The 14,845-nt window shown below is 41.3% G+C and carries 13 protein-coding genes and 1 tRNA gene; 6 read left to right on the forward strand and 8 right to left on the reverse strand.

Features of this window, described 5'->3' with window-relative positions:
• Nucleotides 1-23: 23 nt before the first annotated feature.
• The 7 genes from rplJ to deoC all read right to left on the reverse strand — a co-directional run bounded on the left by rplJ (nucleotide 24) and on the right by deoC (nucleotide 4,237).
• Nucleotides 24-518: a 50S ribosomal protein L10 gene (gene rplJ / locus I6F40_RS18570; RefSeq protein WP_024610769.1), complete on the reverse strand. Its 495-nt coding sequence runs from the start codon at nucleotides 516-518 to the stop codon at nucleotides 24-26.
• A 322-nt stretch (nucleotides 519-840) separates the two neighbouring features.
• Nucleotides 841-1,545, reverse strand: coding sequence for a 50S ribosomal protein L1 (gene rplA, locus I6F40_RS18575; RefSeq protein ID WP_007580124.1), 705 nt, complete (start codon nucleotides 1,543-1,545; stop codon nucleotides 841-843).
• Between the two features lie 3 nt (nucleotides 1,546-1,548).
• The gene (gene rplK, locus I6F40_RS18580; RefSeq protein ID WP_002958879.1) at nucleotides 1,549-1,977 is read right to left on the reverse strand and encodes a 50S ribosomal protein L11; all 429 of its coding nucleotides are present in this window, start codon (nucleotides 1,975-1,977) and stop codon (nucleotides 1,549-1,551) included.
• A gap of 213 nt (nucleotides 1,978-2,190) precedes the next feature.
• Nucleotides 2,191-2,754, reverse strand: a complete 564-nt coding sequence (gene nusG, locus I6F40_RS18585) for a transcription termination/antitermination protein NusG (protein ID WP_007580122.1) — start codon at nucleotides 2,752-2,754, stop codon at nucleotides 2,191-2,193.
• Between the two features lie 4 nt (nucleotides 2,755-2,758).
• Nucleotides 2,759-3,136 carry a preprotein translocase subunit SecE gene (gene secE, locus I6F40_RS18590; protein ID WP_002958877.1) on the reverse strand — a complete coding sequence of 126 codons (378 nt, stop codon included), beginning with the start codon at nucleotides 3,134-3,136 and terminating at the stop codon, nucleotides 2,759-2,761.
• Nucleotides 3,137-3,268: 132 nt separating this feature from the next.
• Nucleotides 3,269-3,345 (reverse strand) — tRNA-Trp (locus I6F40_RS18595).
• A gap of 148 nt (nucleotides 3,346-3,493) precedes the next feature.
• Entirely contained in the window at nucleotides 3,494-4,237 is a 744-nt protein-coding gene (deoC, locus tag I6F40_RS18600; protein ID WP_166379493.1) for a deoxyribose-phosphate aldolase, read from the reverse strand.
• A 450-nt stretch (nucleotides 4,238-4,687) separates the two neighbouring features.
• On the opposite strand from deoC, the gene cysG reads away from it, so the two are divergent.
• Genes cysG through cysQ form a run of 6 tightly spaced genes read left to right on the forward strand, consistent with a single transcriptional unit; the run spans nucleotide 4,688 to nucleotide 11,650 of the window.
• Nucleotides 4,688-6,115, forward strand: coding sequence for a siroheme synthase CysG (cysG, locus tag I6F40_RS18605; RefSeq protein WP_101164434.1), 1,428 nt, complete (start codon nucleotides 4,688-4,690; stop codon nucleotides 6,113-6,115).
• A 49-nt stretch (nucleotides 6,116-6,164) separates the two neighbouring features.
• Nucleotides 6,165-7,064, forward strand: a complete 900-nt coding sequence (gene cysD, locus I6F40_RS18610) for a sulfate adenylyltransferase subunit CysD (RefSeq protein WP_008133447.1) — start codon at nucleotides 6,165-6,167, stop codon at nucleotides 7,062-7,064.
• Nucleotides 7,064-8,488 carry a sulfate adenylyltransferase subunit CysN gene (cysN, locus tag I6F40_RS18615; RefSeq protein ID WP_007580108.1) on the forward strand — a complete coding sequence of 475 codons (1,425 nt, stop codon included), beginning with the start codon at nucleotides 7,064-7,066 and terminating at the stop codon, nucleotides 8,486-8,488. The genes cysD and cysN overlap by 1 nt, the downstream gene beginning before the upstream one ends.
• 31 nt (nucleotides 8,489-8,519) lie before the next feature.
• Nucleotides 8,520-10,244, forward strand: a complete 1,725-nt coding sequence (locus I6F40_RS18620; protein ID WP_166379491.1) for an SLC13 family permease — start codon at nucleotides 8,520-8,522, stop codon at nucleotides 10,242-10,244.
• Between the two features lie 32 nt (nucleotides 10,245-10,276).
• A complete protein-coding gene (gene cysC / locus I6F40_RS18625; RefSeq protein WP_149605738.1) occupies nucleotides 10,277-10,870 on the forward strand; it encodes an adenylyl-sulfate kinase in 594 nt (197 codons plus the stop codon).
• Between the two features lie 9 nt (nucleotides 10,871-10,879).
• The gene (gene cysQ / locus I6F40_RS18630; protein WP_166379489.1) at nucleotides 10,880-11,650 is read left to right on the forward strand and encodes a 3'(2'),5'-bisphosphate nucleotidase CysQ; all 771 of its coding nucleotides are present in this window, start codon (nucleotides 10,880-10,882) and stop codon (nucleotides 11,648-11,650) included.
• Nucleotides 11,651-11,825: 175 nt separating this feature from the next.
• Here cysQ and I6F40_RS18635 read toward each other — a convergent pair whose 3' ends face one another.
• Nucleotides 11,826-14,585, reverse strand: coding sequence for an AAA family ATPase (locus I6F40_RS18635; RefSeq protein WP_197193311.1), 2,760 nt, complete (start codon nucleotides 14,583-14,585; stop codon nucleotides 11,826-11,828).
• Nucleotides 14,586-14,845: the final 260 nt, after the last annotated feature.

Consider the following 14,845-nt stretch of genomic DNA (forward strand, 5'->3'; position numbering starts at 1 on the left):
GAAAGTGATTAAACAGCTTAAAATTAAGCAGCTTGCTCTTCTTTCTGTAGACGTACTGCTTCAATTGTTTTACACAATTTGCCAGCAGACGCTTCTTTCATAGCACTCATTAAGCGTGCAACAGCTTCATCGTATGTAGGTAATGTAGCAAGCATTGCTGCATCAACAACATTTCCTTCAAAAGCGGCCGTTTTAAGCTCGAATTTCTCATTCTTTTTCGCGAAATCTGAAAAGATACGCGCAGCAGCACCTGGGTGCTCTGATGAGAAAGCAATTAAGCTTGGACCAACAAATGAATCAGAAAGACACTCAAAATCTGTTCCTTCAAGAGCACGTTTTGCTAAAGTGTTACGGACAACTTTCATCCAAACACCATTTGCACGAGCTTCTTTACGAAGGGCAGTAATTGCGCCAACTGTTACACCACGAGAATCTGCAACAACTGCAGATAGAGCACCATTGGCTGCTTCGTTGACTTCAGCAACTATTGCTTTTTTGCCTTGAAGATTTAAAGCCATGGGTGTTACTCCTGGTTTAATGGGGATACCGATTATCGGATTCCCCTGTTCTACTCTTCCCTACCAAACAAGGTAGAGATGCTTTTTACGGCGAGAGCCAGAAGGATTAGGAAAAATCTATCTGGGGTCTACACCGTCTACGTAGGTGAATATTAAGGCCGAAGCCACCTACGGTCTTGGACGGAAGCCCAATTTATCGTTAACCCCGAAGGCTTAACGAAATTATGGACTTCAACCCGAATTCTTTACTTTGCCAATTAATAAATTAATCAACAAAATGGCGCGAAATTATAGTACAAATTTCACGCCATGTAAACACTGATTAAGCTACAGTTGTGCTTAAAGTGTTTTGGTCAACAGAAACGCCTGCGCCCATTGTTGTAGAGATAGTTACTTTCTTCAAGTAAACACCTTTAGCTTGAGAAGGTTTAGCCTTCTTAAGCGCAACAATTAGAGACTCAAGGTTTTGTTGTAATTGCTCTGCAGTGAAATCAACCTTACCAATAGTAGTATGGATGATGCCATTTTTGTCATTACGGTAACGTACTTGACCTGCTTTAGCATTTTTAACTGCTTCTGCAACGTTAGGCGTTACAGTACCAGTTTTAGGGTTTGGCATTAGACCACGTGGGCCTAAGATTTGACCTAGTTGACCAACAACACGCATAGCGTCTGGTGATGCAACAACAACGTCAAAGTTCATCTCGCCTTTTTTAACTAGTTCAGCAAGATCTTCCATGCCTACTAATTCAGCACCGGCTTCTTTTGCAGCTTCTGCATTAGCGCCTTGTGTGAATACAGCAACACGAACGTCACGACCAGTACCGTTAGGTAGTACAGTAGCACCACGAACGTTTTGATCAGATTTACGAGCATCGATACCAAGGTTAACGGCAACGTCAACACTTTCTACGAATTTAGCTGTCGCTAACTCTTTTAAAAGAGCAACTGCTTCATTGATTTCGTAATCTTTAGTTACTTCCACTTTTTCGCGGATAGTACGCATACGTTTAGTTAATTTAGCCATTTCTTAGTCCTCTACGTTCAAGCCCATCGCACGCGCAGAACCTGCGATAGTGCGAACCGCTGCGTCCATATCGGCAGCTGTAAGGTCAGTTCGTTTTGTCTCAACAATTTCTTCAAGTTGAGCACGAGTTACTGTGCCTACTTTATCAGTGTTAGGACGGCCTGAGCCTGACTTGATACCAGCAGCTTTCTTAAGTAAGTAAGCAGCAGGTGGCGTTTTCATGTCGAACGTAAATGAACGGTCACCGTAAACAGAGATCACTACAGGAACTGGAGCGCCTTTTTCGATAGACTCTGTACGTGCGTTAAACGCTTTACAGAATTCCATGATGTTTACACCGTGTTGACCTAGTGCAGGACCTACTGGAGGACTAGGATTAGCCATACCAGCGGCAACTTGTAGCTTGATTAGAGCTTCAACTTTTTTAGCCATTATAAATACCTCATTTGGTGGGTCTCAGCCTTGTGCGCGCGAGGACGCGTACTCTAACGGCTTCCCAGTTTAAAAATTGGTTTCGTACTTTTTGCACAGTAAAAATAAATTTTACCTTAATACAAAAAGGCCGCTGATTATAAGTTAATCAGCGGCCTTTTTCAAGCTTCATGCCAAAATTTAAATAAAAATTAGCGAAGCTTTTTTAATCAATTACTTATCTTGCTCAACTTGACCGAATTCAAGCTCAACTGGCGTAGAACGACCAAAAATAAGTACAGATACTTTTACGCGGCTCTTTTCGTAGTCAACTTCTTCAACTACACCACTGAAATCTGCAAATGGTCCGTCTGTAACGCGAACAACTTCACCTGGTTCAAATAATGTAGCAGGTTTAGGTGCTTCAGCATTTTCTTGAAGGCGATTAAGAATGCGTTCTGCTTCTTTAGGAGTTATTGGAGCAGGACGATCAGACGTTCCACCAATAAAGCCCATTACACGTTCAGTGCTGTTCACTAAGTGCCAGCTTGCGTCATTCATATCCATTTGTACTAATACATAACCTGGAAAGAATTTACGCTCAGATTTACGCTTTTGGCCAGCGCGCATCTCAACAACTTCTTCAGTTGGTACTAGTATCTCACCAAAGCTCGATTCAAGACCTTCGATTTTAATGTGTTCAGTTAACGTTTGAGCTACACGCTTTTCGTAACCAGAAAAGGCTTGTACTACATACCAACGTAACTTAATTTCTTTGTTCTCGTTCTCATCCGACATGGGATCAGATCTCCAATCCAGTTAAAAAGCCTACAGCGCGGAATAAAATGCCATCTAATCCCCAAAGGATAAGTGCCATAATCACTGTTGCAACCATTACAATTAATGTCGTGTGGGTAGTTTCTTGGCGCGTTGGCCAAATAACTTTGCGTACTTCAATTCGAGCTTCTTTAGCGAAAGCAAGAAAGTTACGTCCCTTAAATGTTTGCGAGGCAATTGCTAATCCGGCCGCTATTGCAACAACAACGCCGATAGCACGTAGTAGTACAGATTGATCTGCATACATGTGATTACCAACAACTGCGCCTGCAAGTAGCGCGATTGCTACTAACCACTTTACTGACTCCATCGCACTTGATGGTGTTTCTACATTCGTGCTCATAATATTATTACCTTAACTACAGACACAACAACCCTACACTACGGCAGGGTTAATCCATTAAAATCTAAACTTAAAAACAGACTTAATTTAAACCGGTTTTTAATCTCAGACTACTCAAATAACAAGTAAGACTGGCAGGGGCGGAGAGATTCGAACTCCCAACCATCGGTTTTGGAGACCGCTGTTCTACCAATTGGAACTACGCCCCTGCAAAGTGGATGCCTATTATACTTACGCAGTTCATTAACACAAGCCTAAAAGATACCCACATTGGAAAATCTAATTAATTAATTACATTATTGTTTAAACTGCTAATAATTTAATCGGTTATATAAATGTGCAATCCTAAAATATTGGTTATTTTCCTAAGGTTTTATAAACATCATTCAGTAAGCTTGAAGCACCAAACCTAAATGTATTTTCTTGTAAATAATCATCACCCATTATTGCGCGTGCTAGCGCTAAATAATCACTGGCATCGGCAACAGTTTTAACACCACCGGCAGCTTTAAAGCCCACACGTTTATCCGAGTTTTTAATGGCTGTTAGCATAATTTTTGTTGATTCAAGGGTTGCATTAATGGCCACTTTACCCGTACTGGTTTTTACAAAATCGGCACCACCTTCAATTGCCAATTGAGTAGCCTGCGTTATTAGCGCTTCGGTTTTTAGCTCACCGCTTTCTATTATTACTTTTAGTTGGGCGCGCGACCCACATGCTTTTTTACTTTCGCTTACATAGCTAATTACTGTTTGAACATCGCCCGCTATTAACTTTTTATAAGGAATAACCAAATCAATTTCGTCAGCGCCGCGCTCTATTGCAATAAGTGTTTCGTTAATTACATCACTCAGTGGCGCATCACCCGTTGGAAAGTTAGTGACCGTTGCTACTTTTACGTGGTTAAGCTCACGCGCTGCGAGTGCTATTTTTGCATCATCAACAAAGTCGCTATAAACACATACTGCAGCAGGTGTGCCCAGCGTCGGGTTTATACTATCAACAAGCGCTTGAATGTTTTTGGTTGTATCGCTGGTGTTTAAGCTTGTTAAATCCATCAGTGCGACTGCTAATGCGGCATCTTTTTGGTGTTGTGTCATTAGAGCTCCGTTGCTTATGTAATACCAATTTTATTAAAAACATGATCATTTTAGCGTATTAAATAACTTACTAACTACGTTAAAAATTATTTATATAGAACAACTATGTATCATAATTTTAGCCTTGTTATTGAGCTATTTTCTCGTCGCTATAATAGATCACTAATTTAATGCAATTGGTATAAGTACAAAATTTGATATGCCTCCATATTAACAAATTAAACCAAACTCGCTATAGCTCATAACCAAACACTATAAGCTGTTTATTTTACTTGTAACTCGGCGCAATCCCTTGTTAACTAACTCTTAGGCCTAAAAAGCCCACCCATTATAACTTTTGGTTATATCAACTTGGTTTTAATTATTTTTTACTTATTGATAGCCGCTATATTCTGCTTATCAGAATAAAGCGTTTTCTTATATTTGAATTTGTTTAGGGGTCTTATTAACGTGCAGTATTTACCTATCTTTACCAAACTCGACAACAAACCAGTATTGGTTGTTGGCGGTGGAGAGGTCGCATTACGCAAATGTCGCGCGTTTTTAAAAGCGAGAGCGAGCGTTACTTTAGTAGCGCCTTGGTTTTGCGACGAACTAAAAGAGCATGCGCATAATAATGAAGTAACGCTTATTGATGCTTATTTTGATGAGTCGCATCTCGATGGCAAAATGCTTGTTATTGCAGCAACCGACCGCGATGAAGTAAACAACAACGTATTTGAACTTGCCAATGCCCGCAATGTATTTGTAAACGTAGTTGATGACCAACCTAAATGTACGTTTATATTCCCATCCATTGTTGACCGCGACCCAATTACGATTGCTATATCAAGTGCAGGCACAGCGCCGGTACTTGCACGTCGCTTACGCGAAAAGCTCGAAACCCTTATTCCGCATCATATTGGCCCTCTTGCAACACTTGTCGGTGGCTTTAGAGACAAAGTAAAAAAACGCTTTAAACATTTTTCAGACCGCCGCCAATTTTGGGAAGGCGTGTTCGACTCATCTGTCGTGAGTAAAGTGCAAACCGGTGATACTCAAGCCGCACAGCAGCAATTAGAGCAAATGCTAGATGCAAAAGCAGAACCTGAAGGCGAAGTATATGTAGTAGGTGCAGGCCCAGGCGATCCAGAGCTTTTAACACTTAAAGCACTGCAACTTATGCAACAAGCCGATGTGGTTGTATACGACTTTTTAGTGTCTGACGAAATTATGGAATTAGTGCGTCGTGATGCTGACCTTATTTGTGTAGGCAAACGTTTAGGCGATCATAGTGTTGTTCAAGACGACACCAACCAAATGCTGGTCGACCTTGCTAAACAAGGCAAAAAAGTGTGCCGCATTAAAGGTGGCGACCCGTTTATTTATGGTCGTGGTGGCGAAGAAGTACAAGTACTGGCTGCTAACAACGTAAATTATCAAATTGTACCGGGTATTACAGCCGCTGCAGGTTGTAGTGCGTATGCGGGTATTCCGCTAACGCATCGTGACCATGCACAAGCCATTCAATTTGTAACTGGCCACTGTAAAAAAGACGGCCAAGAACTTGATTGGCAATCGCTAGCAAAAGCAAATCAAACGCTTGCTATTTACATGGGCGTAATTAAATCGCCGCACATACAAAGCGAGCTTTTAAAACATGGCCGCAAAGCCGACACACCTGTTGCCATTATCGAAAACGGTACACGCAAAAATCAGCGTGTAGTAACAGGCCAATTAGGCGAACTTGCCGACTTAATCCAGCGCAACAGCATTATATCGCCTGCGTTACTCATTATTGGTGAAGTAGCCGCCCTGCACTCGCAACTAGCGTGGTTTGGGAAAAACGAACAAACAAGCAGCTTTGCACAGCCGCTAACAGATGTATCAAATACATAACCGAATTTTAAATTTGTAACTTTTAATCATTTTAGTAGGACGACTAACAATGGCTTTAACTCACCTTCAGCAACTTGAAGCTGAAAGTATCAAAATCATGCGCGAAGTCGCCGCTGAGTTTGAGAACCCAGTAATGCTTTACTCTATTGGTAAAGATTCGTCGGTACTTTTGCACTTAGCGCGTAAAGCATTTTACCCTGCAAAAATTCCGTTTCCGTTATTGCACGTAGACACCAATTGGAAGTTTCGTGAAATGATTGAGTTTCGCGACCGTATAGCTAAAGAATACGGTTTTGACCTACTGGTACATAAAAATCCAGAAGGCATTGAAATGGGTGTAGGCCCGTTTACGCATGGCTCAGGTAAACATACCGACATAATGAAAACCCAAGGCTTAAAGCAAGCACTTAACAAATATGGTTTTGATGCTGCATTTGGTGGCGCACGCCGCGACGAAGAAAAATCACGCGCAAAAGAGCGTGTTTATTCGTTCCGCGACAAACACCACCGTTGGGACCCTAAAAACCAACGTCCTGAGCTTTGGAACACTTATAACAGCCAAGTTAATCCGGGCGAAAGCATTCGTGTTTTCCCGTTATCTAACTGGACTGAGCTTGATATTTGGCAATACATTTATCAAGAAAACATCGACATGGTGCCGCTTTACCTAGCAAAAGAGCGCCCTGTTGTTGATCGCGATGGCACCCTAATTATGGTTGACGATGAGCGTATGCCACTTAATGAGGGTGAAGTACCGCAAATGAAATCTGTACGTTTTCGTACATTAGGCTGCTACCCACTTACCGGTGCAGTTGAGTCAACAGCAAGTACTTTAACCGAAATCATCGAAGAAATGCTGCTATCTACGTCATCTGAACGTGAAGGTCGTGTTATTGACCATGATTCAGCAGGCTCAATGGAGAAGAAAAAACGTGAGGGGTATTTTTAATGTCTAGCCAAAATAACGATACATTTAACGAAGTAAAAGAAATAGGCATAGACGCCTACCTAGCGCGCCAACAAGACAAAAGCTTATTGCGTATGCTTACCTGTGGCAGCGTAGATGACGGTAAATCAACATTGATTGGCCGCCTACTGCACGACAGCCACCAAATTTATGAAGATCAGCTAGCAGCCCTTCATAAAGATAACGAAAAAGTAGGTAATGCAGGTGAAGATCTTGACCTTGCATTATTAGTTGATGGCCTACAAGCTGAGCGCGAGCAAGGCATTACCATTGACGTAGCGTACCGTTACTTTTCAACGGCTAAGCGTAAATTTATTATTGCCGACACACCTGGTCACGAGCAATACACACGCAACATGGTAACGGGTGCATCAACAAGTGATGTCGCCATTATTTTGGTTGATGCGCGTTACGGCGTGCAAGTACAAACCAAGCGCCACAGCTTTATTTGTGACTCGCTTGGCATTAAGCAGTTTGTTGTTGCCGTTAATAAAATGGATATCGTTGATTTTGACGAAACTGTGTATGAAAAAATCAAAGCCGATTATCTTAAATTTGCTGAGCAACTTAACGTATCAAACATTAAGTTTGTGCCTATGTCGGCGCTTAAAGGCGACAACGTAGTAACTCGCTCTGCTCATACACCGTATTACACTGACAAGCCGCTACTTGAATTACTAGAAGATTCGCCAGCAGCCGAAACAGATACAGGCTTTGAAGCGCGCCTACCAGTGCAATATGTAGTGCGTCCTAACTTAAACTTCCGTGGTTTTCAGGGCACACTTACATCGGGCAAGATACACGTAGGCGATGCTATAAAAGTATTACCGTCGGGTAAAACATCAAGCATTAAAGAAATTGTTACCTTTGATGGCAACCTAGACAGCGCAGAAGCAGGCCAAGCAATTACCGTTACCCTAAATAACGAAATTGATATTAGCCGAGGCGACGTAATAGTACCTGCAAATTCAACGGCTGTTGTTACTAACCAGCTGCAAGCTAAAATTGTGTGGATGCATGAGTCGCCATTAGTATTAGGTAAAAGCTATAACCTAAAGCTAGGCAGCAAAAACACTTCAGCTATTGTTACAAAAATTGATTACACAATTGATGTGAACACGCTTGAGCACGGCACTAGCGACTCACTGCAGTTAAACGAAATTGCGATTGTAACGCTTGAACTAACCGAAACTATTTTGGCAGACGAGTACCACAGCAATCATGAAACAGGCTCGTTTATCCTAATCGATCGCTTATCAAACCTAACGGTTGCTGCGGGCATGATTGAACAAGTACTGCAAAGCCAAGCACAGCAAAGTAACTTTAGCGAATTTGAAGTTGAATTTAACAGCTTAGTACGCAAGCACTTTCCGCATTGGCAAGCGCTTGATATTTCTAAGTTATAAGTTAACTTTAGCCTGTTAGGAATTTAAAAGCATGGTAGAACAGCTCGTTTTAACAGGCATTATGCTTACCTTAGTCGGGTGCCTTTTTGGCACCCGTATTAATCCAGCATGGTTATTTGTAAGCGCAATTGGCACCAGCTACTTAGCAGGTCTAATCGATCTTGAAAGCATGTTAATTAATTATGCTAACCCGTCGCTTATCACCTTAGTACTATTGGTGTTAGTGTCGACCGCAATAGAAAAAACCACCCTAATTCAAAAGTTAGCGCAATCGCTATCTAAAGGTAGTTTAGTAAAATCGGTAACGAAATTGGGGTTATCAACCGCCTTTTTATCGTCGTTTACCAACAATACCGCCGTTGTTGCATCGCTTATTACCGCGATAAAAGACAACCCTAATCACTCCCCTTCAAAGCTATTATTACCGCTGTCGTACACTGCTATTTTGGGCGGCACTATTACGCTTATTGGTACATCAACCAACTTAATCGTCAATGGCTTTGCAGTAGATGCGGGCATGGAACCGCTGGGCTTTTTTGACTTTACCTTAGTGGGTTTAGGCGCGCTAAGCGTAGGCCTAATTACCATTTTAGTGATGCTTAAATACTTACCCGACAACGGTAAAAGCGACCAAGAAGTCGTTCCTTTTTACCTAGAAGGCAAAGTACAAACAAACTCAAAGTTAATAGGCCAAACCGTTGAAGAAAACGGCCTGCGTGATTTAAAAGACTTATTCCTTGCTGAAATTATTCGCGATGGCAGCCGCATATGCGCAGTCACCCCGCAGCAAATTATTCAAAAAGATGACGTGCTGCTTTTTGTAGGTGACATAAAATCGGTGCCATTACTTACCCGTTTCGACGGCCTAAAAGTAGTACACGAAAATCATCAAAAAGACATAGAACACTTAGTAGAAGTAGTCGTAAGTCAGTCTTCAAAATTTATTGGCAAAACCGTAAAAGAAGCCCGCTTTAGAGAGCAATTTCATGCTGCTGTTATTGCCATTCGCCGTGGGCACGACCGCTTACAAGGCGGCCTTGGGCAAGTGCAATTACAAGCTGGCGACTCGCTTATACTTGCCCCAGGCAAAAACTTTTACACCTTGCCTAATTTAAAGCGCGAATTTGTGTATATTTCAGGGTTTGACTTACAAGCCCACCTTGCACCTAAACAATCAAACATTGTGCTACTAAGCTTTGCCGCAGTACTGGGTTTAAGCATTATTGGCATAGTGCCGCTGGTTAAAGGCTTATTAGTATTACTGATTGGCTTAATGCTCAGTGGCACCATAAAACTTAACGAAGTAAAACGCCGTTTTCCTATCGAGTTATTAGTGGTAGTAGGCAGCGCCATTGGCCTTGCCAAGTTAATGATAGGCACCGGACTTGCCGGGCAAATATCCGACGCCATGTTTATGGTACTTGGCGACTTTGGTCCTTACGGCGCATTTATTGCCATATTTTTAATGACCGTATTATTTACCGAGCTTATTACTAATAACGCAGCAGCTGCCTTGTCGTTCCCTGTTGCTTACTCGCTCGCGGTTGGTTTTAATGTAGACCCGCTACCATTTATTATGGCGGTTGCCTTTGGCGCATCAGCCAGCTTTATATCGCCATTTGGGTATCAAACTAATCTAATGGTTTATAGCGCGGGTAACTATCGCTTAAAAGATTACATAGTGATGGGCTTACCCCTTTCTATTATTTATTCAATCACGGTATTAACCTTGATCCCGCTGGTATTTCCGTTTTAATACCTGCGCTCACAGCATAAGAGACTCTCACTATGGATGAAAATATAGTTTGGCATAACTACGCAACTACAAAAGCACAGCGTAGTGAGCAAAAAAAACATAAGCCCGCTATTTTATGGTTTACCGGCTTTTCAGGCTCTGGTAAAAGCACCGTAGCAAACGCACTAGAAGCGGCGCTTAATCAACAAGGTACGCACACTTACCTACTCGATGGCGACAACGTACGCCACGGTTTATGCAAAGACCTAGGCTTTAGCGACGAAGACCGCATTGAAAACATACGCCGCGTAGGCGAAACCGCAAAACTAATGACCGACGCCGGCTTGTTAGTACTTACTGCGTTTATATCGCCCTTTAGAGCGGAGCGCGACATGGTGCGTAACTTAGTAGATGACGGCGAGTTTATTGAAGTATTTATCGATACCCCACTGGATGTATGCGAAAGCCGCGATCCAAAAGGCTTATACAAAAAAGCCCGCGCTGGAGAGATAAAACACTTCACTGGTATCGATTCAAGCTACGAAGTGCCAAACAATCCAGAAATAATTTTAGATACAAGTAAAAACACCCTAGACCAATCGGTTACACAACTGATAACGTATCTAAAACAAAAGCACATAATATAGGTTAACCCCATGAATCAAACCGAACTGCTAGAAGAAACCCTCATCCTTGCCCGCAAAGCAGGCCAAGCGATAATGGGAATTTACGAAAAGGACTTTAACGTTGAGTACAAAGCCGATGAAAGCCCCGTAACCGACGCCGATTTAGCAGCTCATAAACTGATTGTGGCAGGGCTTCAACAGCTCACACCCGACATTCCAATACTCAGTGAAGAAAACGCCGACATAAGCTGGGATGTACGCCAAACGTGGAAAAGCTACTGGTTAGTTGACCCAATCGACGGCACTAAAGAATTTATTAAAAAGAACGGTGAATTTACCGTAAACATCGCCCTAATTAAAAACGGCACTCCTATTTTAGCCGTAGTAGATGCACCTGCCCTTGGCGTATCGTACTTAGCCGCCGAAGCCATTGGCTCATTTAAAGATAAAGGCGATGAGCGAATTGAGCTTAAAGTAACAACTAAACCTAACAAAGGGTTAATTCGTGTTGTAGGCAGCCGCTCGCACCCATCACCCGATTTAGCCGAATTTGTAAAACGCTTTGATGAGGTTGAAATGGTGTCAAAAGGCAGCTCACTAAAGCTGTGTTTAGTAGCTGAGGGCAGCGCCGATATTTACCCGCGCTTAGGTCCAACGTGTGAATGGGATACGGGTGCTGGCCATGCAATCGCCGAAATAGCCGGTGCTAAAGTCACTAAGCTTGATGGCAGCCCGCTTATTTATAACACCAAAGATGAATACTTAAATCCGTATTTTGTAGTGAGTGCGGTTGAAGAGTAAGAGCCTAGAGCTGTTAACGGTTAATTCAAAAGCAGCTCAGCGTTAAGTTATTTGTAGGTCGGGATTTATCCCGTCATTTTGTCGGGCTAAAGCCAGACCTACAAAAGAGCTGCGCCGTGACTACAACTCTGTATTCCGTGGGGATGGCTTTAGCCATGGAGATCATGCGCGTGCTTTATTTGAATATATCTTTTATTTCTTTATTCAACCTCTCAGCATTATCAAATTCAATACCTGCATCTACCGATATTGCTAACGATTTATTGGAATCAATGCCCAATAAGACATTTAGTTTCTGGTCTGCTACCCTAATATTAGATATGTCAAACTCAAAGCATTTATTAGCACAATCATAATCTCTCCCCCCTTCCTTTGTCGCAGAAATTAAAAACAGGCAGAAAAACATGTGGGCTTTTTCATTTTCAACCTTATTTAGTTCCCTAAAAAATATCATTATATTCTCTGGTTCGGAGATTTTATGCAAATTCAGTTCATCGTTGATCAACGCAATAAATATATACTGATCTTCACTCATTTTTATTGAGTTATCGTTTTTAAACTTATTAAAGAAAAAATCGATAACCCCAAATAAAGCTTTCACTGATAAGCTCTCTGAAACCAACCAAGCTATCGCAGATTCAATATCACACTGACGACTAAAATTTTTGAAGTTCTTTTCTCTTTCAAGCTTACTACTTTCAAAAAATTTAACGAATTCTATATCTTTATAATTACCACAATGAGGAATAAAGAAAAAACGCTCAACACCTATGCGGTACTCATCATCTAATTCAAACCATTTATCTAAAAACTCTAGAATACCAACCGACTCTCTTAGCTCAACTACCTTTGCAATTAAAATTTGATCACTTAATTCTGTAGCATAGAGTTTTTCCTTTCTTGATAAATCCTCTCGTTGAATTCGATCTAAATAATTTACAGCGTTATTTGTACAGCCAACGGATTGCAAGTAGTTGAATTTTGGATTAACTGTGGCATTTGCTTCGTCACTCTTACCCCAGTCAATACTCAGCATATGCCCTACATATTGCTTTAGTTGTTCATCTTGAACACCATCATTACTTTTGCAAATTTCTATTATTTTTAACTTAAGACTTTCGGGATCAGACCATCTATGTAGTAGTTGATTGCCTTTCGTCGCTAACTTTTGATACCTGGAATACTGAACGGGGTAAACTTCTCTAAAAGCGACCACCATCATCAATGAAATAAAATTAACTTCCCCCATCAATTTTTTAGGTTGCCAAGCTTGATCCACTCTACGTAAAACTTTTTTTAGAACCCGAAATGAGTTTATATGGCTAGCAATATGGCTAGTAGATATCTCGAGCTTTTTTAATTCGGATGATAAGCTGTCACGCTGCCCCTTGCATTGTTCATCTAGCTTTACCAATCCCCGGTAACCAATTATTTTATAACTTTCAATTTTTCTATATTTATTAGGCTTTAACGCATTCTCCAGGCAGAGCTTAGTATATTGATTTAGATAATCAAAGCAGTCCAAAGTAGCAATATCTTCTTTATAATCAGTCGCTTTTGAGATCACTTCGATGGCAACATCATTCTCATTACCCATTGCGATAATAAAGTTGATATGACTTAAGTTTCTATTTTTCAATCTATCTAGTAGCGCAGCTATACCATTTAAGCGCTTTTCGCTTTCATCGCCGGTTCCGCGATCTACGTCTTGCAGGGTGATCAATAATTTATGATTGGTTTCCTCTAATACTGCATTGAGCTTTTTAAAGCTTTCTTCGATATCAACAGGGCCTGCGAGCAAGGTAGATACAAACTGAAATGCACTACCACCTGATTTTAGGGCTTCGGTATAGTGTTTAGGAAGCGCACGGAAAGCACACATATCAATATGCTGGCTTATATCATCAATAATGTTACTGAGCACCACATGAGCAACACTGCCGCTGGCTGCTCCCCATGTTGATATATCACTGTGTATCCAATTAATCTTGTTTTGTTGTTTTACTGTTAGCTTTTCTTTATCAGATGACTCCAATTTTACCTGTTTAGGCTTTTTAAGCTCGCTTGCTATTGCTGCAACAATGCTACTTTTTCCGCAACCGTATGGTCCACATAGCGCTATGTGCTGCGCCAAGTCTTCTTCATAATCATCACCTCCGTTACGCAGTCGCTCGGTGATACGCTTTGCATACACCTGTAGGTCGGGCTCTAACTTTTTTTTACTTTTAATAGTTGAGTCATCTTTGAACCACTCTCTGAAATCATCTAGATCCTTAAAATCATCACCTGAATAAACTCCAACAGAGTTGCTTTCGTTGTGCGTTTTTTTTACTTCGCTGTTAGCGAGCAATCTTAAAATAACCGCAAAACAGTACAATAGGATAAATGTAATGATAATCGACCATGGTGTATGGTAATAACCTGATGCAAGCAAGAGTGTTACTAAAATAGTGAATAAGATGAACCACGACTTGCCGCCCAACTTTTTGGCTTTCTCTTTGGTCTCTTGAAACACAACAAATAATGCAGATGAAAATAGGGTGATGTGCAAATACTTCAAACTAGAAAAAAGTAGATCATCGTCAAGAAAATACGTTCTATATACCGCATTCACAAAAAGATAAACAAGTAAGGCTGCTACTGATAACCACACTGCAATTGTCACCGGCGGGTATCGCCAGCTAAACACAATACTGCGTTTAGGATGCGATATATAAAACTTATCAAGCAGGAGCTTTATGCCAATACCCGCTAAAAATGCGCTGCTGTAATGCAAAACCGGATTCGCATTTAAAATAGCGCTCCAACTTGAATATGCCTTTTGTACAAGACCGATTTTGCTTAAAAATACAGTAATTGTTGCGGCGGTAATTGCGCACAATAAAAGAGAAAGCCAGCGTCTGGCTGTAATGGGGAGAGTTTTAACTTGCGACAACTTAATATCCTTATCAATACGTTACCTAACCAGTGTATATCAATTGAACATTATTGAATAAGCAAGTTTAAGAAATAAAGTCGCCTCTTGGCTTTACCGCTCGAATGACGCTATGGCTTGTTGGGTTTCGCTTCGCTCTACCCAACCTTGTATCTCTTCTTGATGAGTGTTTAGCTAGCACTTGTCACATCGGGAAGACAGTGAGCTCGTACCCAACCAGAGTGTGAAAATGCTGTGACGTAGATTGAGCCCTGACTTCC

It is taken from the genome of Pseudoalteromonas sp. SWXJ133, assembly GCF_015864365.1.
Classification (GTDB): Bacteria; Pseudomonadota; Gammaproteobacteria; order Enterobacterales; family Alteromonadaceae; genus Pseudoalteromonas; species Pseudoalteromonas arctica.